This window comes from Propionicicella superfundia DSM 22317 (assembly GCF_000423465.1).
GTDB lineage: Bacteria > Actinomycetota > Actinomycetes > Propionibacteriales > Propionibacteriaceae > Propionicicella > Propionicicella superfundia.
In genome coordinates this window covers 96,943-119,856 of the sequence record NZ_AUIA01000011.1, presented here as the reverse complement: position 1 = coordinate 119,856, position 22,914 = coordinate 96,943, and the positions used below count along the sequence as shown (strand labels likewise).

At 71.1% G+C, this 22,914-nt stretch carries 24 protein-coding genes; 7 read left to right on the top strand and 17 right to left on the bottom strand.

Annotation, left to right across the window (positions count from 1 at the left end; all coding sequences use genetic code 11):
* Positions 1–19: 19 nt before the first annotated feature.
* Positions 20–376, bottom strand: coding sequence for a DUF3499 domain-containing protein (locus G555_RS0100550; protein WP_028707371.1), 357 nt, complete (start codon positions 374–376; stop codon positions 20–22).
* A 458-nt stretch (positions 377–834) separates the two neighbouring features.
* Here G555_RS0100550 and G555_RS0100545 point away from each other — a divergent pair, with 458 nt between their 5' ends.
* Together G555_RS0100545 and G555_RS0100540 are read left to right on the top strand one after the other, a co-directional pair.
* Positions 835–1,278, top strand: coding sequence for a metallopeptidase family protein (locus G555_RS0100545; protein WP_028707370.1), 444 nt, complete (start codon positions 835–837; stop codon positions 1,276–1,278).
* A 128-nt stretch (positions 1,279–1,406) separates the two neighbouring features.
* Positions 1,407–2,258, top strand: coding sequence for a tryptophan-rich sensory protein (locus tag G555_RS0100540; RefSeq protein ID WP_028707369.1), 852 nt, complete (start codon positions 1,407–1,409; stop codon positions 2,256–2,258).
* Between the two features lie 40 nt (positions 2,259–2,298).
* Here the strand turns inward: G555_RS0100540 and G555_RS0100535 are convergent, their stop codons facing one another.
* The 5 genes from G555_RS0100535 to G555_RS0100515 all read right to left on the bottom strand — a co-directional run bounded on the left by G555_RS0100535 (position 2,299) and on the right by G555_RS0100515 (position 8,967).
* Positions 2,299–3,681, bottom strand: coding sequence for a DUF5719 family protein (locus G555_RS0100535; RefSeq protein WP_028707368.1), 1,383 nt, complete (start codon positions 3,679–3,681; stop codon positions 2,299–2,301).
* The gene (locus tag G555_RS0100530; protein ID WP_156887355.1) at positions 3,678–6,674 is read right to left on the bottom strand and encodes a hypothetical protein; all 2,997 of its coding nucleotides are present in this window, start codon (positions 6,672–6,674) and stop codon (positions 3,678–3,680) included. The genes G555_RS0100535 and G555_RS0100530 overlap by 4 nt, the downstream gene beginning before the upstream one ends.
* A 140-nt stretch (positions 6,675–6,814) precedes the next feature.
* Positions 6,815–7,075, bottom strand: a complete 261-nt coding sequence (locus tag G555_RS0100525; protein WP_028707366.1) for a WhiB family transcriptional regulator — start codon at positions 7,073–7,075, stop codon at positions 6,815–6,817.
* A 90-nt stretch (positions 7,076–7,165) separates the two neighbouring features.
* Positions 7,166–7,813, bottom strand: a complete 648-nt coding sequence (locus G555_RS0100520) for a hypothetical protein (RefSeq protein WP_028707365.1) — start codon at positions 7,811–7,813, stop codon at positions 7,166–7,168.
* 74 nt (positions 7,814–7,887) lie between these two features.
* On the bottom strand, positions 7,888–8,967 hold the full coding sequence (locus tag G555_RS0100515; protein WP_028707364.1) for a mannose-1-phosphate guanylyltransferase: 1,080 nt from the start codon (positions 8,965–8,967) through the stop codon (positions 7,888–7,890).
* A gap of 33 nt (positions 8,968–9,000) precedes the next feature.
* Between G555_RS0100515 and G555_RS16970 the strand changes: the two genes are divergently transcribed.
* A complete protein-coding gene (locus tag G555_RS16970) occupies positions 9,001–9,714 on the top strand; it encodes a TIGR03089 family protein (RefSeq protein WP_156887354.1) in 714 nt (237 codons plus the stop codon).
* A gap of 152 nt (positions 9,715–9,866) precedes the next feature.
* Here the strand turns inward: G555_RS16970 and G555_RS0100505 are convergent, their stop codons facing one another.
* From G555_RS0100505 to G555_RS0100465, 9 genes are all read right to left on the bottom strand, one after another.
* Positions 9,867–10,283 carry a hypothetical protein gene (locus G555_RS0100505; RefSeq protein WP_156887353.1) on the bottom strand — a complete coding sequence of 139 codons (417 nt, stop codon included), beginning with the start codon at positions 10,281–10,283 and terminating at the stop codon, positions 9,867–9,869.
* A gap of 453 nt (positions 10,284–10,736) precedes the next feature.
* Positions 10,737–10,931, bottom strand: a complete 195-nt coding sequence (locus G555_RS0100500; protein ID WP_028707362.1) for a hypothetical protein — start codon at positions 10,929–10,931, stop codon at positions 10,737–10,739.
* Between the two features lie 51 nt (positions 10,932–10,982).
* Positions 10,983–12,209, bottom strand: a complete 1,227-nt coding sequence (locus tag G555_RS0100495) for a hypothetical protein (RefSeq protein ID WP_028707361.1) — start codon at positions 12,207–12,209, stop codon at positions 10,983–10,985.
* A 35-nt stretch (positions 12,210–12,244) separates the two neighbouring features.
* Positions 12,245–12,961: a hypothetical protein gene (locus G555_RS0100490; RefSeq protein ID WP_211223117.1), complete on the bottom strand. Its 717-nt coding sequence runs from the start codon at positions 12,959–12,961 to the stop codon at positions 12,245–12,247.
* Positions 12,962–13,291: 330 nt separating this feature from the next.
* Positions 13,292–14,311 carry a glycosyltransferase family 2 protein gene (locus G555_RS16965; RefSeq protein WP_036920480.1) on the bottom strand — a complete coding sequence of 340 codons (1,020 nt, stop codon included), beginning with the start codon at positions 14,309–14,311 and terminating at the stop codon, positions 13,292–13,294.
* A complete protein-coding gene (locus G555_RS16960; protein WP_036920475.1) occupies positions 14,311–15,768 on the bottom strand; it encodes an LCP family protein in 1,458 nt (485 codons plus the stop codon). Before G555_RS16960 ends, G555_RS16965 begins: the two co-directional genes overlap by 1 nt.
* A gap of 91 nt (positions 15,769–15,859) precedes the next feature.
* Positions 15,860–16,636, bottom strand: coding sequence for an EI24 domain-containing protein (locus G555_RS0100475; protein ID WP_169337837.1), 777 nt, complete (start codon positions 16,634–16,636; stop codon positions 15,860–15,862).
* On the bottom strand, positions 16,626–17,120 hold the full coding sequence (purE, locus tag G555_RS0100470) for a 5-(carboxyamino)imidazole ribonucleotide mutase (RefSeq protein WP_028707358.1): 495 nt from the start codon (positions 17,118–17,120) through the stop codon (positions 16,626–16,628). The genes G555_RS0100475 and purE overlap by 11 nt, the downstream gene beginning before the upstream one ends.
* Positions 17,113–18,261 carry a 5-(carboxyamino)imidazole ribonucleotide synthase gene (locus tag G555_RS0100465; RefSeq protein WP_028707357.1) on the bottom strand — a complete coding sequence of 383 codons (1,149 nt, stop codon included), beginning with the start codon at positions 18,259–18,261 and terminating at the stop codon, positions 17,113–17,115. The genes purE and G555_RS0100465 overlap by 8 nt, the downstream gene beginning before the upstream one ends.
* Before the next feature lie 55 nt (positions 18,262–18,316).
* On the opposite strand from G555_RS0100465, the gene G555_RS0100460 reads away from it, so the two are divergent.
* Positions 18,317–19,030: a Type 1 glutamine amidotransferase-like domain-containing protein gene (locus tag G555_RS0100460; protein WP_028707356.1), complete on the top strand. Its 714-nt coding sequence runs from the start codon at positions 18,317–18,319 to the stop codon at positions 19,028–19,030.
* Between the two features lie 15 nt (positions 19,031–19,045).
* Here the strand turns inward: G555_RS0100460 and G555_RS0100455 are convergent, their stop codons facing one another.
* Positions 19,046–19,822, bottom strand: a complete 777-nt coding sequence (locus tag G555_RS0100455; RefSeq protein WP_028707355.1) for a biotin--[acetyl-CoA-carboxylase] ligase — start codon at positions 19,820–19,822, stop codon at positions 19,046–19,048.
* Between the two features lie 65 nt (positions 19,823–19,887).
* On the opposite strand from G555_RS0100455, the gene G555_RS0100450 reads away from it, so the two are divergent.
* The 3 genes from G555_RS0100450 to G555_RS0100440 are packed head-to-tail and all read left to right on the top strand — an operon-like array spanning position 19,888 to position 22,324.
* Positions 19,888–21,468, top strand: a complete 1,581-nt coding sequence (locus tag G555_RS0100450; RefSeq protein ID WP_028707354.1) for an acyl-CoA carboxylase subunit beta — start codon at positions 19,888–19,890, stop codon at positions 21,466–21,468.
* Positions 21,465–21,701 carry an acyl-CoA carboxylase subunit epsilon gene (locus tag G555_RS0100445; RefSeq protein ID WP_245581151.1) on the top strand — a complete coding sequence of 79 codons (237 nt, stop codon included), beginning with the start codon at positions 21,465–21,467 and terminating at the stop codon, positions 21,699–21,701. Before G555_RS0100450 ends, G555_RS0100445 begins: the two co-directional genes overlap by 4 nt.
* Positions 21,698–22,324 carry a Maf family protein gene (locus G555_RS0100440; protein WP_028707352.1) on the top strand — a complete coding sequence of 209 codons (627 nt, stop codon included), beginning with the start codon at positions 21,698–21,700 and terminating at the stop codon, positions 22,322–22,324. Before G555_RS0100445 ends, G555_RS0100440 begins: the two co-directional genes overlap by 4 nt.
* A gap of 42 nt (positions 22,325–22,366) precedes the next feature.
* Here G555_RS0100440 and G555_RS0100435 read toward each other — a convergent pair whose 3' ends face one another.
* Positions 22,367–22,813, bottom strand: a complete 447-nt coding sequence (locus G555_RS0100435; RefSeq protein WP_036920471.1) for a hypothetical protein — start codon at positions 22,811–22,813, stop codon at positions 22,367–22,369.
* Positions 22,814–22,914 lie beyond the last annotated feature (101 nt).

The following is a 22,914-nucleotide window of genomic DNA, read 5'->3' as shown; positions in this document are numbered from 1 at the left end:
CGGAGATCAGCCTAGCGGCCTAGCGACCAGGGTCCGGCAGCACGACGAGGTGGCCCTTGCGGCGTCCCTCCATCACCTCGGGCGGGACGGCGGGGGCGGGCGGCGTCCGGAAGCCGACCTCTCGGACGGCGTCGGCGAGCGCCAGCAGGTCGTCGGGGTCCGGTTGCCCGGCCGACTCGTCCAGCGGCAGCCGGATGACCTCCCAGCCGAGCGGCGCGGACAGCCCGGCCGCGTGCTCGCGGCACAGGTCGTAGCCCCCGGGCTCGGACTGCAGGGCGAGAGGGCCGAGGACGGCCGTCTGGTCCCGGTACGCGAATGTCAGGGTGGCGACTGCGGGGCCGGAGCATGCCGACCGCGAACACCTGCGCGATCTCACGGGCTCACGGTACAGCGGCGAGGTGCCCGACGACGCCAAGCCGGCCGTGAGTGTCTACCCCCGCTGGAGACTCTCGACGCCTCGCCGACGGCTGTTCGCGGTCGTCGCGGTCCGTCGGGTCGGGAGCTCCGGACCGGGCGACGGGAACGGGCATCCCGCGCGCCCGATCGGACGTGACCGCCAGGTTGTGAGGCATACCAGCGCGCCACCGCGACCCGTACGAGCTGACCGCCAGGTTGTGAGGCATACGCGGTCCGGATCCGGTGTCATATGCCTCGCAAGGTGGCGGTCATGGCTCGTCGGTCGCCGCACCCGGACCGGTGTGCCGCACAACCTGGCGGTCAGCGCCGGGGCGAGCGCTCCCGGAGGTCGAGGCGACGGTGCCGTCGACTCCCCGGGCCGAAGACGAGCCGGGCTCCCGCCCCGAGCCCGCACGGACCGGGTAATAGGCTGAAGGCATGTCGCGCACGAGGGATCGTCACGGCCGCGGGATGCGCGGACCGATCGCCGGACCGAACCCCCTCACCCGCGCTCCGGTGCCGTTGCGCCGCAACGAACGGAAGTCGGTGTTCTTCGTGTCGTGTGTCGAGGACGCCGTGCGACGCATCGAGAAGTCCTGCCCCGACGCGCTGCGCGACGTGGAGATCGGCGTCGCCGACGTCCCGGAGTTCGAGCCGCAATGGGCCGGCGACCGGGCGCTGCTCGCGGCGGCCGTCCAGCCGACCCGCGACCACCCCGCCCAGGTAGTCGTGTTCCGGCGACCGCTCGAACATCGCGCCGACGGGCGTCGCGACCTGCAGCGCCTCGTGTACCGGACGATCGTGGAGCAGTTGTCCGCCCTCACCGGGCTGTCCATCGAGACCATCGACCCGCAGGGCGAGGCCGGCCGCGACGACGACTGAGGCGCCGGGCCGGCCGAGCGGCACGGCGTTCAGCATTCGGCGCGACTTTTTCAACGCTTACCGCGCAGTATTGTCTCCGACGGGCCCACTTGCGACTCTTATGTCCAGGTTGACAACGGAGGACGCCCATGACTCAGGAGGAGCCGGCGACCACCCCCGACAGGGCGCGGCAGGTGGCCGTGATCGTCACGGCCGTTCTGATGCTGCTGGCCGCCCTGGCGGGCGTCGGCGTGATCGGCACCTCGGTCCCCGACAGCGCCGGGGGCGTCTTCGCGGCCGGCCGGACGCTGCTCACCCCCGGCGGTCCCGCCTTCGCCGTCTGGTCGGTGATCTATCTCGGCCTGATCGCCTTCGCGGTGCGGCACACGCTCACCCCGGCGGATCCCCGCGCTCGCCGGATCGGCTGGCCCGCGGCGGTGTCGATGCTCCTCAACGGCGCGTGGCTGCTCGTCGTCCAGTTCGGCTGGGTGTGGATGAGCGTGCTGGTGATCACTCTCCTGGTGGTCGATCTCGCCGTCCTCGTGGGACGTCTCGCCGCCATTCCCGCCTCCTCGCCGTCCTCGTCGGTGATCCTCGACGGGACCTTCGGCCTGTACCTCGGCTGGGTCAGCGTCGCCACGGTCGCGAACATCGCCGTGGCGGTCAGCGCGACGGTGAGCACCCCCGGCGAGGTGAGCGAGCTCCTCGCCGTCGCGGTGCTGATCGTGGCGGTGGCCCTGGCGGGCAGGTACGCCAACAAGCTCGGCGCCCGCTGGGCGGTGGCGGGCGGCATGGCCTGGGCCTTCGCCTGGATCGCCGTCGCCCGCCTGACCGGCACGCCCCGCTCCGTCATCGTCGGGACCGCCGCCGGCGCCGCGGCCGCGACCGTGCTCGTCCTCACAGCCCTGCGGCGTCTCGCCGCAGCGGGCTGGTCGCTGCGCTCTCTCACGCGCCGGATGACGCCCGCCTCGGACCGCACCCGCCCGAAGACCCGCTCCTGACTCCGGCGGGTTCGCCGCCCGCGCCCGCGGGCCGCGAGGATCAGCGCGCCCGCTCGTCGACGTGCGGATCCTCCACCAGGCGCGGCGCGTCCTGGTCGGCCAGTCCCGCATAGGCGGCGATACCGATGCCGTGCACCTTTCCGAGCGTCGCGGTCACCACGACGGCGCCGTGCAGTGAGCCCCGCGTCGTCTCCACCTCGATCGCGACGGCCGTCGTGCGGGGGACCTCCACCGACGCCGACGCCCCGGCGACGAGGGAGACCGTCTCGTCGCCCAGCGACGCGCCCGACGCGTCGGTGAACCGCACGGTCGCGGCGGCGTCGGTGTCGGAGGCGTTGGACAGCAGCAACGACGTCGTGGCGGACGTGCCGGCCGCGACGGGCAGCACGGCCCGCTGCGGCAGCGCACCGCCCGCGCTCGCCACGGCGATGTCGGACGTCGCGCCCGCACTCGCCGTGTCGGCGCGCACTGCGGCGGCGATGGTCGAGGTCGCCGTGACACGGATGGCGGCGGCTTCCTGGGCCAAGCCGGTCTCCAGCGACACCGTTCGCGTCGACTGGGGCGGGACGTCCACCTGGGCGGCACCTTCCAGCGCGACCGGTCCGTTGCCGGTCAGCGCCGTCACGGACGCCGTGACGCTCCGGTCCCCGGGGTTGGTCACGACGAGCTGCCGGGTGCCGCTCCCGGCGGCGACGCCCGGCACGACGACATCCGTCCCGGCGCTGCCGGGAGCCACCCAGTCGGTGCCGACCGCGTTGGTCCCCTGCCAGACCGTCTCGCGGGCCACCGCCGCGACCCGCCCCTCGGACGTCTCGACGTGGATCGTGACGGGCCCGTCCTGGGACACGAGCGGTTTCAGCGAGATGCTCCGTTGGCTCAGCGCGTCGACGACGATACCCCGCGCGCCGGGCGCGGCCACCTCTCCGTCGGCTCCGTAGAAGGTGAGGTCGACGGCCGCGCTGTCCTTGTCGAGGTTCGTCAGGACGAGGTCGGTGAGCACATCGTCGCTCGACCTCACACCGGTGACCCAGGACTCGGTCGCGGGCGTCCGGCACGATGTCAGGCTGACTCCGCGCAACGGCCCCGAGTCGCCGGACGCGATGGAGGTGCCCCCGAACGCGATGTCGACGGGTGCCGAGATCCGCAGCGAGGAGTCGGCGGTCGCGACGGCGACGGACCCGGCCACCACCTTCGGCTTCGACTCGCCGACACCGGTGACGGTCACCTCGCCGCCGGGCGCGACGGCGGTCCTGGTCGCCGCCGTCGTCCCCTCGGACGCGGCGCACGCCAGCGCGGCCTGGCCCACGGCCGACGGCGCGACGGCCGTCGCCGGCGACGCGGCGGGGACGACGGCCACCGCCCCGAGCAGCAGGCCCATGACCACCAGCGGGATCAGGATGTACACGGTGGCTCTCAGTCTCACGACACACCTCCACGGGCGCCGACGGTCGACTGTCGCGCGCCGGCCGGCGCGACCATCACCAGCCAGACCACGAGTGCGGCGGCCTGGAGCCAGGCCCACCACGACGAGCCGCGGAGCCGATAGGCGAGCTCTCCGCCCGCTTTGGGCACCGCGAACCTCTGGCGCCAGTCCGCCACCGGCGACGGCGACAGTTCCTCCCCGCCGACCGTCGCCTCCCAGCGTGGATCGGCGGGCTCGGACAGGATGAGCTCCCGGTCCGCGGCGCCCGCCGCGATGGTCGAGCCGTTCCCGGCGACGACGACGTCGGATCCGGAGACGACGACGGCCCGCGCCGAGTCCGGCACCGGCCACACCCAGGTCGACTCGTCCCCGGACCCCACTCCGAGGCCCGGCGTGTTGCCGATGTTGGCCAGTTCGGTCTCGTCCGCGTCGCGCACCCAGATGTACGCGACGCCGAGCGATCGCAGGTCGGGCAGCAGCAGATCGTCGGCGGTGCCGGCCAGCAACCGCGTGACGACGCCGGCGGCCTGCCCCGCCGCGGTCGCCGAGCCACCGGCGGCCACTCCCCGCTCCCCGTCGCCGAGGCGCGGCAGGTCGGACTCCAGCAACGCCCAGGACGCCTGCCGGTCCCCCTCGCCGGAGAGGCTGATCGCCAGCGTGCGACCGGGGTCCTGGCCGGCCTGGGCGTTCGCGACGTACGGCGGGGTCGAGGTGAGATCGTCGCGCCGCAGGTCGGACGCCCCGCCGACGACCCACCAGCCTGCCCCCAGCACCGCGACGACGGCGGCGAGCACCGACAGGGGAGCGACCACGACCTGCCGCCAGCCCAGCGCGGAGTCGCGTAGATCGCTCACGACCCGGTCTCCGCCGAGCGCCGCGGCGAGGGCCAGCCCGGACACGAAGAGGGTGAGCCAGAACGTCACGGCCGGCCGCACGGACACCCCGGGAGGGACGTCGACGACGATCTTGCCGAGTACGACGACGCCGGCCAGCCCGAGCGCGGCGACGCCCCACCCGGCCCAGGATCGACGTCCGACCCGGATGAGCCCGACGATCGCGATCAGCCACAGCCCCCCGACGATCGCGATCGACACCCACACCGGCGGAAGGCCCGCCCCGCCGTCACGGCCGAGCAGTGCCCACGCATCGGGGGCGGCCGCCGAGGCCAGAGCCGGCTCGGGGCCGGTCAGCAGCCTGCCCGGCCAGCGCCACAGCGTCGGCGCCCACGGCGCGAGCACGACCAGCGGGGCGACCAGTGCGACGATGACCTTTCCCCAGGTGGCCCGCCGGGTGACCGCCGCCCACACGCCGACGACCGCCGAGGGGACCCACAGCAGCGGCTGGATCGCGCCCGCCACCGCCAGGCACAGCGCCGCGGTGGCCGACCAGCGCCAACTCGGCTGGATCGCGAGGCGGCGGGCGGCGAGGGCGCCGAAAACGACGAACAGCAGCGCCACAGGCGTGCCGACATCGCCGCGGTTGAGCGCACCCGTCAGAACCGGGCTCAGCGCGACGACCGCCGCGGCGCCGATCGCCTGCGGCTGTTCGGAGAGCAGGTGCCGCAGCAGCCGGTAGCAGGCCAGCCAGGTGACGGGCACGACCAGCAGGATCGTCCCGAAGATCGCGAGGTCGACGTTGCCGATCGTCACCAGGGAGAGGAGCCCGACGAAGGCGACCCATGGCGGACCGCTGCCACCTGGCTGACCCGCGACCGGAGCCAGATATGTCGCCCACAGCTCGGAGAAGCCCGGCGCCGGCAGGAGTTGCCCTCCGGTCACCGAACCGAGCCCGAACAGCGGGATCAGGGCGATCACGGAGAGGACCAGCATCGTCACGAACCCGATCAGCGTCGGCGACAGGCGCCACCGGGTGCCTCCTGCGGCGGTTGCGTCGGTTCCTGTGAGGTCGTCGATCGCGCTGCCCGACTCGACGCGCACGCTGAAACCGTCGAGCCAGTCGCCGAGCGCACCGAGCAGGCCTTCCCCCCAGTCCACGATCCGGCGCGCGCCATGCGGCCGGAGCGCGGCGACGGCGGCCGGGCTGGTCTGGGGCAGGGACGCGACCCGCGCCCGCAGGCCACGCCGTGCCGCCCCGTCCCGCAGCCAGCCGCCGAGCGCGGACAGTGCCACGCCCGCCTGTCGCGGGTCGCGTGCGAGGACATGGCCGAGCGCGCCGACCACCGATCCGGTCACCGTCCCGATCGCGTGCCCCGCCGACGACCGTGACAGTGCGGCGGCCAGGTTCATGCCGGCACGCCGGGACGCGACAGGCGAACCCGCCCCCGGGCCGACCAGGGTGAGCGATGCGTCACCGGTCACCAGGACGCGGCCACCGGCCAGGGTCGCGAGCGCTCCCACCTCGACGCCGGGGATCGGGGATGTGCCGAAGCCCCCCACCTCACGCAGGACGGCGGTGCGGACGAGCAGTCCCGCGGCGGGCAGACCGAGGACGACCGGATCGTCCACCTGTCCCTGGTTGACCTCGCCGACCCCTTCGTGGCTGACCGGGATTCCCGTCGTGGTCAGCGTCGCGCCCACCCATTCGATCTGCGGATCCGACCTGCGGGACACCCGGCGCGACACGACCGGGCCCGTCGCCGCCACACCGTCGTCGGCCAGGGTGCGCAGCAGACGCTCCAGTGTGTCGGGAGCCAGCTCGCTCTCGGCGGGCAGCAGCCAGCAGAACTCCGCTTCGCTGGTGGACACGGCGTCCCACAGGTCTGCGAGGGACGCGGCGGGCACCGTCTCCACGGGCAACCCGGCGCCGGGAGCGGCGTCTGTGGGGGTGTCCGCATCCGGGACCGCGCCGACCGAGACGCGGACCGGCCGGACCGTCTGCTCGGCGCACAGGGCGAGCAGCGAGGCCAGCCAGGGGGCGCCGGCACCGCCGGGAATGAGGACGTGGACGGTCGCCGCGCTCACATCGGGAGGCGCGGGATCCTCTTCACGGGCCCATGCCCAGGTGTCGTCGACGACGGTTTCGTGACTACTCACTGACCCTCCGGCTCGGCAGACTCACAGGCTTTACACAGCGCGAAGGGCGCCCGAAGGCGCCCTCACGGGCACTGACGTGCCCACAGTATCCCGCCCCGCCGAGCAGGCTCCCGGGACGGGGGCCCTCTCAGCGTTCGCGGTCACACGGCCCGCTTCTTCAGCTTCCGCCGCTCACGCTCGCTCAAACCGCCCCAGATTCCGAACCGTTCGTCGTTGGCCAGGGCGTACTCCAGGCATTCGAGGCGGACTTCGCAGGATTGACACACCTTCTTGGCCTCGCGCGTGGAACCGCCCTTTTCGGGGAAGAACGCCTCGGGGTCGGTCTGCGCGCACAGCGCGGACTCCTGCCAGGCAAGGGCGCCCATGTCTTCCGGGTTAGGGCTCGACAGCAGTTCGAGCATGTAACCTCCTCGGGCCGGGGTGATGAACTACCTTCCTGGAATTACACAGGTGTAGTTCATGTCACGTCAAGCCCGATTAAGTTACCAGTCTCAGTTCGTCTCATCGGGTGGGCGGTTCACGGGGCGCCATTGGCGCGAGGCACCCGACTCCGGGCGGACCTCGGCGGGAGCGCCCTTGGCCGCGTCGCTCGCGCTCTTCCAGGCCGATCCGGCGATCGGCTCACCGGGCCCTGCCGGGGACACCGTCGGCGCGGACGCCTGGGCGCTGGGGGTGTTCGCCGCCAGTGGCGAGCCGACCACGCCCGTCTGCTGCCCGCGGCGCAGCAACCACAAAGCCGCCGCGACGAGCGCCTTGAGGATGACGTCCGTCATGGAGCCGAGGAGCTGGAAGATGACGCCGATCGAGCCGCCCAGTGTCGCGCTGAGCCCGATGAACGTGAAGATCAGTGACAGGACCGTGCCGGCCGAGACGACGATCGCGGCGACCAGTGTCAGCGTCGGCGCGCTGGGCGAGCTCGGCTTGAGGAACACGCACAACGCCACGACCGCGAGCACGATGAGGGCCGGGGTCAGCCCGAGCGTCGACTCGCCGTAGCTGAGCGCGGCCTGGCCGAGCGTGTATTCGGTGGACACGGACGTGACGACGATCCGAACCACGGCGAAGACCATCGACCCCACGACCAGCGCGAGCACGACCCATGCGGCGATGTCCCGGTACTTCTTCACGTGATCGAGCACGGAGCTTCCTCCCCTGTCGTCGCTGCCCACAGTACTGGCGGCGGGTTCCCCGCCCGCGGAGCGACGTCCGCGAATCAGGCGTACTCGGGGCCCAGTTGCGTCGAGACGTGGTCCACGAGCTCCCGGATCCGTTCGGTGTCCTCCATCGGGCAGACCAGGGTGATCTGCGGCGTCGACACCACGACCGTGTCGTGCAGCCCCACGACGGCGACGAGGGAGCCCGCGTCGCCCTTGTTGATCAGCAGGTTGCGCTCGGAGTCCAGGGCGATGGTGAGCCCCTCGGTCGCGTTGCCGGCGTCGTCGTGGGCGAAATGCTCGGCGAGGCTGGCGAACCCGCCGACGTCGTACCACTGGATCGGCAACGCGACCGCGGCCACGTGCGCCGTCGCCTCGCCGCGGGAGACGGGTTCCATGATCCCGAAGTCCACCGACGTCTTCAGCAGCGTCGGGTACAGGTCGCCGACCCGCTCGGGATGGGCCGCGATGTCGACGACCGTCTCGTAGGTCGCGGGCAGCAGGGCACGGACCTGATCGAGGAGGGTCTGCGCCCGCCACACGAACATGCCCGAGTTCCACCAGTAGTTGCCGGATTCGACGTACTGCGTGGCCGTGAGCCGGTCGGGCTTCTCCTTGAACTCGACGACCGCGTTCGCGTCGGTGAATCCCTCCAGTTCCTGGCCGCGCTGCAGGTATCCGTAGCCGGTGTGGGGACTGGTGGGCACGACGCCGAGGGTGACCAGGGCGAGCGGATCGCTCTCGGCGACCTCGAACGCCGTGCGCAGCGCATCCTGGAACGCGCTCACGGGATGCATGATGTGGTCGGCTGTGAGCTGCGCGATGACGGCGTCGGGGTCGCGCAGCGCGAGCACGGCCGCCGGCCACGCCACCGCGTTCAGCGAATCGCGCCCGACGGGCTCGCCCAGCAGGTTCTCCGGCGGCAACTCGTGGAGATCGGCGGCCACCGCGTCGGCGTAGCTCGCACCGGTGCAGACCAGGATGTTCTCGGCCGGAACGACGCCCAGTGCCCGTTCGAAGGCTATCCGCAGCAAGGACTTGCCCTCGACGAGCTTCAGGAGTTGCTTCGGGGTCCCCTGACGGGACAGGGGCCACAGACGCTTCCCTGAACCACCGGCCATGATGACGACGTAACGCACGCTTTCAGCCTACCGGCCGCTAGCATTCGTCGCGTGGAGCCGCGAACCGTCCGGAACATCTTGCGTGATCGGGCTCGTGTCGCAGGAGCATCTCCGCTCCTCACCCACTACGACGCGACCGCCGGGCACCGCACGGAACTCAGTGCGGTCACGTTCGCGAACTGGGTTCACAAGACGGCGAACCTGCTCGACGATCTCGGCGCCCGGCCGGGCGACACGGTGTGGCTACCGCTCCTGGCCGCCCATCCGGGGCACTGGGTGGGCGCGGTCTGGTCCGTGTCCTCCTGGCTGGCCGGGACCACTGTCTCTCTGACCGATGCCGACCGGGCCGTCGTGGCGGTCGCCGGCCCCGAGGGGATCCCGCCGGATGCCCGGTGCCCGAGCGTCGCCTGCTCGCTGCATCCGCTCGGCCTCGGCTTCCCGGGCACACCGCCCGCCGACCTCGACTATGCCGACGTCCTCGCCCAGCCCGACGCCTATCCGGAGGTGGGCCGCGACGCCGCCGCCGACCTCGCCCGCGTGGCATGGGACGCCCCGCCCACGCCTCTGGCGGACCTCGCCTCGCTGCCGCCGCGCGACGACCGGTTCGTGCTGCTGCCGGCCGATCCGCAGGCGACGGTCGTCGACGGACCGTGGCGATGCCTGCTCGGCACGGGCAGCGTCGTCGTCGTCACCGGCGGGACGCCCGCCGACGTGGCGCGCATCGCGGCCGAGGAGCGCGCGACGCCGCCGGGGACCAGCACCTGACGACATCGGGAAAGTCACCCGGGCAGGTGACCGCCACGGCCCGGTCCCGGCGACTGTCGATCCACCGCTGATCGACCGGCGGTGCAGGATGGGACCGCGGCCGTCACCGCGGATGCCGACCTGCCCGGTTCTCGCGATGGAGGCCATGCTCCTTACCAATCGTGCGCGGCGAACAGCGTGTCGATGGCGTGCCGTCTCTGCTCGAACGTGAGATCGGTGTCGCGCATGTCCAGGACCACGGTCTTCCACCGCCTTCCGTCGTCGCCCAGCACGGTCACCCAGTGCTCCGCCTCGCCCTCGGACTCGAATCTCACGAACCTGCCGTAGTCGGTCCGCCAGCCCTCGACGCAGACAGGGTCACGGCACAGCTCCGCGGTCGCCTCGACGGGATGCATGTCCTGCTCGGCGGCGAGCAGTTCCTCGACGGTGCGCGGCGCGAAGGCACCGCTTCCGCCGAGCAACCACCAGCCCGTGACCAGGCCGATCACCACGAGCAGGATCAGCAGTCCGCTGCCGACCCGTCCCAGCGGCCAGCGGTGACGGGCGTGAGTGCTCACTTCTCGGCTCATCTCCAGGCTCCTCAGTAGCGATTCGCGGTTGTCCAGTTGCAGTGGTGGACACTCACACCGTATGACCAGTGCGCGGACCGATTCGGGCGGAACTTCTCAAGATTCCACTGGCCGGCGAACAATGCACCCAGCGCGTGGCACTCGAACGTCGGCGGCGCTTTCGATCAGCGTCTTATCCACCCGCTCGATCGCTGCAACGACGGCCGCCATCCTCGAACGCGCGCGACCCTCGGCATGGGCGGGACTCGCCGGCACGAACACGGCGAACAGAACGCCGAGGACCAGAAGGACTCCCGGTCGCAACAGCACCTTTGTCGTGAAGATAGACACAACACCCGTTTCATCGAAACGCCGCGAAAACACAGCCTCTCCAGCGCGCTGGACCCCAATGGTGAGCAACCGTCTTCACGTAGGGGGCAGGGCTGAATACCCGCAAGCTAACAGGCGACAGGGTCACTCCTGGTCCACGCCGACCGTCGCCCCGAACTCGCTGCTCTGCGGGCTGACATACACAGCCATCACCACGTCAGGGCCCAGCCGCGCCTCGCCCTCGGCGAGCATCCGCCAGCGAGCCAACCGCGGGCCCACCACAGAACACGACGCGGTCGCCGCGACCATCGCCCCCGCGACCATCGCCCCCGCGACCACGCAGGCGACGAAACACGCACCGACTCCGCGTCGCCACCCCGCACCTCCGTCTCATAAGCCTGGGCGGACGGCGATGCCGCGCTGCACCAGGGTCGGCCCGACCGTCTCGAATCGCGGCCTCGTGGTGAGGACGTCCCGCGTCCGGCCGGTGCGCAGATCGTGGGCGCGCAGCCTCATCGCCCGGTCCGGCGACACCGGGTCATCGGTGTCGAAGACATAGATGTTCGCACCTTCGAAGACAACGTCGTCGTAGCCCGAGGTGATCGGCTCCGTGCCCGAGTCCCACAGCTCCCGAGTGCGTCCGGTCGTGATATCCGTGGAGCGCACGACCCCATCGCCCCCGTGCCACACCACCTGGTGCTCATCGGGTGCCCACGACGCGATCCGCCCGGTCCAGCCGGCCGCTTCGGGGTCGAGAGCGAGGCGCTCATCGCCCGGCCCGACGAGGACGCGCTCGACCGGCCTGCCGCCATCCGTCGGCCACTCCACCACCAGCGGAGGGGTGTCACCCTGATCACTCGTTATCGCCAGGATCCGGCCCGCACGGCAAACCGGATCCCGCGCGTAGCCGCCGTAGCCACCCAGCCTCACCGACCGGAACGCCTCGGCGGGCGAATCCGGCCGCGGGTAGCGCTGCGTCAGCATGTCGGGCCAGTAGGGCCCCACCTCGCGCTCGACCGCGCCCTCCGCCCCGGCACGCCCGACATACGGCTCGGTCACCTCGAACGCGGAGTACAAGGCCGACCCACACCAGGCCGTCAGCGTGCTGTAACCGGCGACGTCGTAGCGGGTCACCCGATCCGCCGTGGTCTCGACCACCTGCTCGATATACCCCATGCCCTCGGTGTCCGGATCGGCGAACCCCTCGTTGTACACACTCACATAGCCCGTCCCATCCGGCTTCGCGAACACGGAACTCTGCATGTTCGCCTTCGGGCTGTCCCACGTGGTCAACCCGGACTCGCTCAGCAGATAGTCGCGCTCCTCGTCGGAGAAGAAGATGCCCTCCGCCGTCCAGGTCAGCAGTGCAGCGTCCATGCCCGCCGTCTCGATCGCCGACACCTCCCCCGCCGTGTCGATGAGCAACACATAGCCCGGCGCCCCGAACTCCCTGCTCGGCGGGCTGACATACACAGCCATCGCCACGTCAGGGCCCAGCCGCGCCTCGCCCTCGGCGAGCATCCGCCAGCGCGCCAACCGCGGGCCCACCACAGAACACGACGCGGTCGCCGCGACCATCACCCCCGCGACCACGCAGGCGACGAGGCGACGAAACACACACCGACTCCGCGTCGCCACCCCGCACCTCCGCATCACATGACCTGATAGGTGACTGTGCGGCTGGAGTTCTTCAGGTCGTACGGATACACGCCCGGCCCGCCGTTTCCATCGAGATCGACGTTCAACGCCTTCTTGTAGGCGGCCCACACCAGTTGGGAGCAGTTCATCTTCGCCCCGTTCGGATCCTTGTTGAAGGCGAAGTTGTTGTTGTATTCCTTCCCCCGCAGGTGGTCGTAAGCGTACTTCCCAGCCTTGGCCCCGTCGTTGTACGAGACCTTCACGTACTGCTTGACGGCCCCCTTCCGGACCGGATAGATAGAGGCCGCGGCGCTTCGGCTGCGCTTCCCCGCACCGGGGGCCTCCACGATGGTCCCCTTCCCGTGGTAGATCCCCGCGTGGCCGTGCTGGATACCTGCCGTGTCCGCGGGAGCGACGAAGATGTCGCCGGGGTAACGCGCGGCCCCGAGTGCGACAGTTCCCCCGCCGCCCGATGACCGGAGCGCCGGGGAACCCGACCCAGCCGCCGACGCGGCCGAGGAGCGCGCCTCATCAAGGGCGTTGGCGATGACAGTGCGCTCGGAGACCCGGGTTCGCGCAGCCTCGGCGCGCACGGCGGCCGCCATTTCGGAGCGGGCCACGCCCGGGTTCGCCGCCACGAGTTCACCCAGAGGATCTTCGGCATGGGCAGGACTCGCCGGCACGAACACGGCGAACAGAACGCCGAGGACCAGAAGGACTCCCGGTCGCAACAGCACCTTTGTCGTAGAGATAGACACAACACCCCTTCGTCGAAACGCCGCGAACGCACGGCCTCCAGCGCACTGGACCCCCGTGGCGGGCAACCGTTTTCACACAGGGGGCAGGGCTGAATGCCTGCAAGCTAACAGGCGACAGGGTCACTCCTGGTCCACGCGATTCGTCGCCGCTGTTGCACCCCCACGAGGAACGGCGGGCAAGCCTGATCGAGGCGGGTGACCGCGCTGCCCGAGGACGTCTCACAGACCCTGGGCAGCCCTTCATCGAAACGCCGCGAAGGCACGCCCCTCGACGCCACCGCGACGAGCCGGCAGCCCTAGGACTCAGTCCCCCGACAGCCGCGGGTTCTCGGCGCGCGACAGGCCACGAAGGAAACCCCAGCCCCACGCCCCGTGGATCACCGCGAGCACGAGAGGCAGCCGCACCCGTGCGCCACCCGACATCGGCTGGTGCAGCGCCGCGATCCCGGCGGCCAGCGCCCCCACGTACCCCAGCGGAGCGAGCCAGCCGAGCGACAGCAGCCGCCACGGGCCCTGCGCGAACAGACCGGCCAGACCGGCGGACGTCCCGGCGAGAACGCCGGCCACCGCGAGCGGCGGCGCCAGATACCGCAGGCTGGCCGTCTCGGGATACCGCGCAATCACCTCCCGGCGCCACTTGCCCGTGTTGTACATCTGACGGGCCAGGGCGCGTAGCGTCGACCGCGGCCGGTAGGTGACGGTCAGTTCGGGCGTGAACCAGACCGTCTCGCCGGCCTGGATCAGGCGGTGGTTCAACTCCCAGTCCTGCGCGCGGTACATCGTCTCGTCGAACCCGCCGACCGCGAGCAGCCGTGCCTTGTCGAACACCCCGAGGAACACGGTCTGCGCCGGTCCCGGAGGACTCTTGCGGAGGTGGAAACTCGACCCGCCGAGGCCGAGCCGGGAGTTGTACGCGACGGCGACGGCCTCCTCCAGGGGTGTCTCGCCACGGGCGTCCATCACCCCGCCCACGTTCGCCGCACCCGTCTCCTGCAGCGTGCGGACGGCGGTGCGCAGGTACCCGGGCGCCAACTCGCCGTGCCCGTCGACCCGGACGAGAATGTCGTAGCGGCTCGCTGCGATCGCCAGGTTGAGGCCGGCCGGCGTTCGACCTGTCGGGTTCGGGACGACACGCACCTGCGAGTGCTCGGCGGCGAGCGCCGCCGCGGCGTCCTCGGTGCGGTCGTCGCTCGGCCCCACCGCCATCACGATCTCGTAGGTGCCGGGGTAGTCCTGGCCGACGATGCCGCCGACAGATGCCGCCAGATGCCGTTCCTCGTTGCGGACAGGCATGATCACGCTGATCGGGGGCCAGTCCGGCATCAGGCCACCTGACAGATCGCGTTGAGGTCGTCGGTGTTCCCCGTCGAGGTCGCGGTCGCCGTGCTCGTGGCCTTCGTCGTGGCCTTCGCCGACGACGAGCCGCTCTGCGAGCTCTTCGTCTGCGCCGGCGCCGTGGCCTGCGCGTCCAGCGACTCCGACTGCGCGATCGCCTTCGAGACCGTCTCCGAGATGAGGTCGAAATCGGGATTGCCCGTCGCGATGAGCGGCGGGGTGAAGCTCACCGTCTTGATCGGCAGCTTGCGCCCCTTGTCGGCCAGGTCGAGCAGCGTACCGATCTCGGTCGACGGCACGTCGGTGGCGATGACGCTCTTGCCGGCCTCGGCGATCTGCGAGAACTTCGTGAACACGGTCATCGGGTCGAGTTGATGGAGCATCGCGTTCATGACGCACTTCTGCCGCGCCATGCGCTCGTAGTCACTGGAACCCTCCCGCGAACGCGCGAACCACAGGGCGTGATACCCGTCGAGGCGCAGATTCTTCCCCGGGCCGATATATCCGGAGATACGCGACGTCCCGCCGCCGATCGGCACCTTCAGGTCGGTCGAGATGGTGATCCCGCCGACCGCGTCGATCAACTGGATGAACCCCTGCATGTCGATCATCGCGAAATAGTTGATCTTGAGGTCGAGTGTCTCCTCCACGGCTTCGGTGGTGGCCTTCACGCCCGGGTACTTCACACCCGGGTAGAGCTTCTTGTTCTCCTCGCCGAGCATGTAGATCGCGTTGAGCAGGCATTCGTGATCCGCGCAGTAATAGCCGTCGGGGTACAGCTCGTGCAGCGGCGAGGACGTCGGGAACGGGACGTGCTCCAGGTTCCGGGGCAACCCGAACAGAACGGTGCGTCCGGTCGCGGCATCGACGCTGGCGACCGTGATCGAATCGGCCCGCAACCCCACCCGGTCGGCGCCCGCATCGCCGCCGATGAGCAGGATGTTGTACCGCCCCTGCTTCGCCTGCGTGTCGCCGCCGCCGCCGAACACGGTGTCGATGAACGAACCGGCGGTACGCAGATAGTTCGCCGCGCCGGCCGAGATCGCCACCAGGCCGATGCACAGCACGGCGGTGAGGACCGTCATCCCGATCCCCGCCCGGCGGGTCATCTCGCGCGGCCGACCGAGGCGCCAGGCGTCGATCAGCAGCACGACCCAGCCGAGCGCGAGGGCGATGCCCAGGACGGCCAGGATGGTCAAGGCGATGCCGTTGGCGAACACCGACAGGATCCAGTCGCGCCGGACCAGCGCCAGGATGCCCACGATCAGGACGATCGCGATCACGGCTCCCCAGACGCGCAGGGCGATCCGGCCGAGATGCTTGTTTCCGGCGGCCAGTTGGGCCGACCCGGGAACGACCACGTTCATGAACAGCAGGGTCAGGCCGCGCCGCACCTTGACGCTTGAACTACGTTCCTGCGTCGTCCGCTCGGCGGGTTGCTCCACGTTTGCGTCCTCCCTCGTCGCCTCGCTCAACCGTAACTGCCGCGCAAAGCCCCCGCCCGGGGGACACGCCACGGCAGGCCGGGCGTACGGGTCACGGGATCTGCTGCGCCAGGATGCGCCTGGTCAAGATGGTGGCGCCCGCGGCCGCGGCCGGGAACACCGCCACGGCGACGAACGGGATCGACAGGAGCACGTAGACCGGGATGCCGAATCCGAGGGTGAACAGCGGTTCGCGGCCGAGCAGTCGGCGGCGGTCCGAGAGCCGGACGATCCCCCGCCGCTCCGCCGCGCCGCCGACCAGTTCGCGGGTGATGAGGAAGCCGCCCACCAGCGCCCCCAGAATCGCCGACACGAGGCCGCCGACCCCGGGGATGAGACCGATCAGGAAGAGAGCCAGGCCCGCGACGCCGGCCTGCAGGATCGTGAGCAGCGTCTGGCCGACCATCCGCGGCACCCACACCCGGGCGGGGTGGTCGACACGGTCGGGGACCCCGCCCGCGGCGGACTCGACGGCCTCGGAGATCCAGTCGTACACGGGGGCGCCGATCGCGAGCGTGAGCGACGTGAACACCATGACGAGGACGAGGATCGTCGCGGCGAACAGGACCACGGCGAACACCATCCGGAACGGGTCGCGCCACGCGGGTTCCCAGCCGTTCGCAAACGGCGTCGCCCAGTTCGCCGCATCGTCGGCGTACAGGCCGACGAGCACCAGGACGACCACGGTCAGGATCGAGGTGACGAACGGGGGCAGCGCCCCCAGGGCGAGCAGGCGCGGGCGACGCAGGACGAAGTCGAACCCCTGCCGCAGCACGCCGATGCCGTCCGCGACGCCCGGCCTGCGGGCACGAGGTCGGCTAGCGGCCACGGACGATCTCACCCTTCGCCTGTGCCGCGTCCCGCAGCCGGGACGCGAATCCGACGAGGCCGTCGCGCAACGACCCGTCCGCGATCCCCAGCATGCGCACGGCCAGCAGGCCCGCGTTGCGTGCGTTGCCGATGCCGACGGTCGCCACGGGGACGCCTGCGGGCATCTGCACGATCGACAGCAGCGAGTCCATGCCGTCGAGGTACTTCAGCGGCACCGGCACGCCGATCACCGGCAGCGGCGTGAGCGACGCCAGCATTCCCGGCAGGTGCGCCGCTCCTCCGGCCCCGGCGATGATGACCCGCACGCCGCGCGTGTGCGCGGCGCGCCCGAACGCGACCATGTCCTCCGGCATGCGGTGCGCCGACACGACGTCGGCCTCGTACGGGACGTCGAACTCCGCCAGCGCGAGCGCCGCCTGCTCCATCACCGGCCAGTCGGAGTCCGACCCCATGACGATCGAGACGAGCGGTGTGTCACCCATCGGTTTCTCCCATCAGATGGCCCGCCGCATGCCTGGCCCGCGCCTGGACCGTCTCCAGGGCGGCGCCGGACGCCGTGACATGACCGACCTTCCGGCCGGGGGTGACCGGCTTTCCGTACACGTGGACGCGTAGCTGGTTGTCGTGGGCGAAACAGTGCATCAGTCCCGCGACGAGATCCGAACGCGATCCTCCGAGGACATTCACCATAGTGGTCCAGGCGTCTCGCGTCCGCGGGGAGCCGAGAGGAAGGTCGCAGACGGCGCGCAGATGGTTCTCGAACTGCGAGGTTCGGGCGCCGTCGATCGTCCAGTGACCGGTGTTGTGGGGGCGCATGGCCAGCTCGTTGACGACGAGCTCGCCCGAACGCCGCTCCATGAGCTCGACGGCGAGGACGCCGACGACGCCGAGTTCGGCCGCGACACGCAAGGCCAGTTCCTGCGCGTGCAGCGCGACGTCCTCGGCCAGGCCGGGGGCGGGGGTGGTCGTCTCGACGCACACGCCGTCGCGCTGCACGGACTCCGACACCGGATACGCCACGGCCTGCCCCGACGGGCTGCGGACGACGAGCGCGCTCAGTTCGCGGGCGAAGTCCACGTACTCCTCGGCGACGATGCGGATGCCCTCCCGCAGACCGGTGAACGGCGTCGCGGCGTCCCGCGGTCCGTCCAGTCTCCACACGCCCTTGCCGTCGTAGCCGCCGCGGGACGTCTTCGCGATGACCGGCCAGCCGATCCGCTCCCCGAAGGCGGCCAGCGCTGCGGCGTCCGGCACGATCTCGAACTCGGGGCAATCGACGCCGAGCCCCGACAGCCGCTCCCGCATCAGGGCCTTGTCCTGCGCGTGCGCGAGTGCGGCGCTGCCGGGCCGGACGATGACCCCCGAGTCCTCCAGCTCACGCAGGATTCCGGGGGGCACGTGCTCGTGGTCGAACGTCACGACGTCGCACCCGGCGGCGAACGCGGCGACGGTCCGCGGATCGGTGTAGTCGCCGACGGTCGTGTCGGCGACGACCTGCGCGGCCGACACGTCGGGGCCCTCCGCGAGGAGCCGGACGTGGATGCCGAGGGGGATCGCCGCCTCGTACATCATCCGGGCCAACTGGCCGCCACCGATGATTCCGACGCGAGGTGCCGAGTTCACACGGGGAGCCTAACGGACGCGCGCACGGTGGGCTTCGGCATGGAATCATGAGGTCATGACTTCTCAGATCGTGGCTATGGGCGGTGGCGGTTTCTCGATGGACGAGTACAACCGCCCGACGGCTATCGACCGGTATCTGCTCGAGATCAGCCCCGTCGCGAGTCCCCTGGTCTGCTTCGTGCCCACCGCCTCTGCGGACGACCCGCGCTACATCAACAGCTTCCTGAACGCGTACGGACAACTGGGCGTTCGGACGATGGTGCTCACCCTGTGGGAGGACGCCGCTCGTTCGGTGGCCCGGCTGGAGGCCGCCGACGTCGTCGTCGTCGGCGGCGGGCACACCGTCAACCTGCTGGCGCTGTGGGACGCGCACGGCGTCAGCGACCGCATCCGCACGATGGCGGCCGAGTCCGATGTCGTCCTCGGCGGCTTCTCGGCCGGCGCCAACGCGTGGTTCCGCGGCTGCATCACCGACACGTTCGGCGACCTGCGACCGTACACGGGCGGCCTCGGACTGCTCGAGGGGAGCTTCTGCTGCCACTTCGACGGCGAGGTGGACCGAGCTCCGACCTACACGGACGCGGTCGCCTCCGGCGACCTCCCCGGCGGGTACGCGGCAGATGACGGTGCCGGCGTCCACTTCACCGGGACGACGTTCCACAAGGCCATCGCCGAGCGACCACGCGCCCGGGTGTCCCGCATGGAGCCCACGGCCGAACCGACCGCGTCGGGGGTGCTCGTCGAGCCGCTCAGGATCGAACTGATCTGACGCTCGGCCCCGGCCTCACCGCAGGTGGAAGACGTCGCCTGCGGCGAACCACGTCACGCCCTCGGCCGTGCGGACGCCCAGCCGGCCCTGTGCGTCCACGCCGCACGCGGTGCCCAGCACCGGTTCCGACTCGAGCACCTCGACCCGGACGTCTCGGCCGATCGTCGCGCACGTCGCGGTGAACGCCGCCGCGAGGTCGGCGCCGCGGTCGAGCCGGGTGAGCTGCTCGTCGAGCTCTCGCAGCACGGCGACGGCCAGGTCGGTCTTGGAGACGTCGGCCCCCTGCAGCAGCAGGGAGGTCGCCGTCGGGACCGGCAGCTCGTCGGCGGACAGCGTCATGTTGACCCCGATCCCGAGGACGACGGCCGGCCCCTCGGGGGCCGCGACCAGGTCGGCCAGGATGCCGCAGATCTTGCCGCCTCCCACCAGGACGTCGTTCGGCCACTTCACCGCCACGTCGTCCACCTGGAGCGTGCGCAGCGCGTCGGCGACCGCCATTCCGGCCAGCAGCGGCATCCAGGTCCAGGCCGGGGTCGGGACGACCGGCCGGGTCAGCATCGACATCGCCAGGCAGGCCCCGGCGGGCGAGGACCAGTGCCGGCCCAGCCGGCCGCGACCGCTCTCCTGGTGCTCGGCGATGCGGACCCGTCCCGGACGCGCCCCGGCCCGGGCGGCAGCGGCGATGTCGGCGTTGGTGGAGCCCGTCCCGGCGACCCATTCGACCGGGCCCCATCGGGTGTCGGCGACACGTGTACGGACCTGACGGACGTCCAGCGGAGGGCTTTCGGGCACGGTTCAGCTTAGATCGGGCAGCGCCGGTGCGGCGTCGCGACCGCCCCTGCGGGTACTGTCCTCCCATGGAACCGGGCATCGACATCCACACCACGCGGGGAAAGCTGGCCGATCTGGCCGCGAAGGGCGCTGAGGCTCTGCATCCCGCCAGCCGCGACGCCGTGGAACGGCAGCACGCGCAGGGCAAGTTCACCGCTCGTGAGCGCATCGAGCGCCTTCTGGACGAGGACAGCTTCGCCGAGTTCGACCAGTTCGCCCGCCACCGCTCCACCGCCTTCGGGCTGGAGTCCAGGCGCCCCTACACCGACGGCGTGATCACCGGCCTCGGCTCGATCCACGGACGTCCGGTGTGCGTGTTCAGCCAGGATGTGACCCTGTTCGGCGGTTCTCTCGGCCAGGTCTACGGCGAGAAGATCGTGAAGATCATCGACTTCGCGATCAAGACGGGGTGCCCGCTGATCGGCCTGATCGAGGGCGGCGGCGCACGCATCCAGGAGGGTGTGGTCTCGCTCGGGCTGTACGGCGAGATCTTCCGGCGCAACACCCTGGCCTCGGGCGTCGTCCCTCAGATCTCGGTCATCATGGGCGCCGCCGCCGGCGGTCACGTGTATTCGCCGGCGCTGACCGACTTCGTCGTGATGGTCGACCAGACCTCGCAGATGTTCATCACCGGCCCGGCGGTGATCAAGGCCGTCACCGGCGAAGAGGTGACCATGGAGGACCTCGGCGGCGGACGCACCCACAACACGAAGTCGGGGAACGCGCACTATCTCGCCGCCGACGAGCAGGACGCCATCGAGTACGTTCGCGAGCTCATCACCTTCCTGCCGCAGAACAACCTGGAGGATCCGCCGGTCTTCGAGGAGACCGAGGCCGATCTGACGATCACCGAGCACGACCTCGTGCTCGACACGCTCGTCCCGGACTCGCCGAACCAGCCGTACGACATGCGCGAGGTGATCCGCCGCGTCCTCGACGACGACGAGTTCTTGGAGGTCCAGCCGCTGTTCGCGGGCAACATCATCTGCGGCTTCGGCCGGATCGAGGGACGGTCGGTGGGCGTCGTCGCCAACCAGCCGATGGTGTTCGCGGGCTGCCTGGACATCGACGCCTCCGAGAAGGCGGCGCGGTTCGTGCGCACGTGCGACTGTTTCAACATCCCGGTGCTGACCTTCGTCGACGTGCCGGGCTTCCTGCCCGGCACCGACCAGGAGTACAGCGGCATCATCCGGCGGGGGGCGAAGCTCATCTACGCCTACGCCGAGGCGACCGTCCCGCTCGTGACGATCATCACCCGTAAGGCGTACGGCGGCGCCTACGACGTCATGGGGTCCAAGCACCTGGGCGCCGACGTGAACCTCGCCTGGCCCACCGCGCAGATCGCGGTGATGGGCGCCGACGGGGCCGTCAACATCCTGTACCGCAAGGAGCTGGCCGCGGCCGACGACCCGGCGGCGATGCGCGCGGAGCTCACCCAGAAGTACGACGACGAGCTCGCCAACCCCTGGCTCGCCGCGGAGCGAGGGTACGTGGATCAGGTCATCGTGCCCCACCAGACGCGCAGCAGCGTGGTCAAGGTGCTGCGCCTGCTCCGCACGAAACGGCAGCAGCTTCCGCCCAAGAAGCACGGGAACATCCCGCTGTGAGCGCCCAGGAGACCGAGGCGGACCCGCGTCCGCCCATCGTCGTCAAAGGACACCTCACCGCGTCCGAGCTCGCGGCCCTCACCGCCGTGGTCGCCGTGCTGCGACGCGAGCGCGACCGGCCGCACACACCGTCCACGTCGACGCTCGCCGGCGGCTGGAAGAGCTACTGGCACACCGTCCGCAACCCGCTCGTCCCGGGCAGTGAGGCCTGGCGAAGCAGCTTCCGACTGTGAGCCGGCCACGGTTCGTCCTCGCATCCAAGTCGCCTGCCCGCCTGGCGACGCTGCGCGCCGCCGGGCTCGATCCCGAGGTGATCGTGTCCGGCGTGGACGAGGGGGGCATCGATGCGGCGACGCCGCCCGAACTGGTCGCCACCCTCGCCCGGCTGAAGGCCGACGCCGTGGCGGCACGGATCGCCGACGAGGAGCGGACCGTCGTGCTCGGCTGCGACTCGGTGCTGGAGTTCAACGGTGCCGTTCACGGCAAGCCCGGCACGGCGCAGGCCGCGACCGAGCGGTGGCAGCAGTTGCGCGGCGGCACAGGCGTGCTCCACACCGGTCATCACGTCGTCGTCCTGGCCGGTGAGAACCGGTGGGACGCGACGCGTGTCGCGTCCACGGTCGTGCGGTTCGCCGACCCGACCGACGAGGAGATCGCGGCGTACGTCGCGACCGGCGAACCGCAGGGCGTGGCCGGGGCGTTCACCATCGACGGTTACGGCGGCGCGTACATCACCGCGTTGGAGGGCGATCCGCACAACGTCGTGGGCGTCAGCCTGCCGCTGGTCCGGATGATGCTGGCCGATCTCGGCGTCAAGTGGCACACGCTGTGGCGGGTGCGGGGCGCGTCGACCTGAGACGACCGGGGCCGCGCCGCTCCGGGCCGGTCGGACCGGGCGTCACTGCCGCCGCAGGGTCACGGCCGACTCTGCGCCGCCGACGAAGCTGCCGCTCCAGCCGTGCCCGGCGAAGGTCAGGGCGTCGTCGGCGGTCGCGGCGATCGTGAAGCCGGCGGCGGGCAGGGCGCGCACGAGGTAGGCCCGCAGGGTCTCGCCGGACGGCTCGGCGAACACCATGGTGACGACGTTCTCCTGGTCGATCCGACTGGTCAGGACCGACCCGTGGGGGATCGAGAACGCCGTGCCCGGGCCGTTGGAGAAGCCGAGCGCCCGCAGCGTGATGCCGTCGGACGGGATCGTCACCGCGACGGACGCGCCCGGGGACGCGGGGGTCGTCTCACCGGCCGTGCCGGCGCTGCAGCCGCCGCTCGCGAGGACCAGCCCGGCCATCGCGGCCGCGGCCGCGATGCGTAGGGACGAGTCGTGCCGGGCTGTGCGTGCGGTCACGCCGAGCACATTACCGCCGCTCGCCGCGCGGCAGGGGGCTCGGCCGGGCCGACCGCGGGGACATCGCAGGCGAACTTCGCTCAAACGAGTGACCCGCTCCG

Coding starts and splice junctions, on each gene's coding strand:
- G555_RS0100545 (WP_028707370.1), top strand. CDS start 835: ATGTCGCGCACGAGGGATCGTCACGGCCGCGGGATGCGCGGACCGATC.
- G555_RS0100540 (WP_028707369.1), top strand. CDS start 1,407: ATGACTCAGGAGGAGCCGGCGACCACCCCCGACAGGGCGCGGCAGGTG.
- G555_RS0100525 (WP_028707366.1), bottom strand. CDS start 7,075: ATGCTCGAACTGCTGTCGAGCCCTAACCCGGAAGACATGGGCGCCCTT.
- G555_RS0100505 (WP_156887353.1), bottom strand. CDS start 10,283: ATGAGCCGAGAAGTGAGCACTCACGCCCGTCACCGCTGGCCGCTGGGA.
- G555_RS16965 (WP_036920480.1), bottom strand. CDS start 14,311: ATGCCGGACTGGCCCCCGATCAGCGTGATCATGCCTGTCCGCAACGAG.
- purE (WP_028707358.1), bottom strand. CDS start 17,120: ATGGGTGACACACCGCTCGTCTCGATCGTCATGGGGTCGGACTCCGAC.
- G555_RS0100460 (WP_028707356.1), top strand. CDS start 18,317: ATGACTTCTCAGATCGTGGCTATGGGCGGTGGCGGTTTCTCGATGGAC.
- G555_RS0100450 (WP_028707354.1), top strand. CDS start 19,888: ATGGAACCGGGCATCGACATCCACACCACGCGGGGAAAGCTGGCCGAT.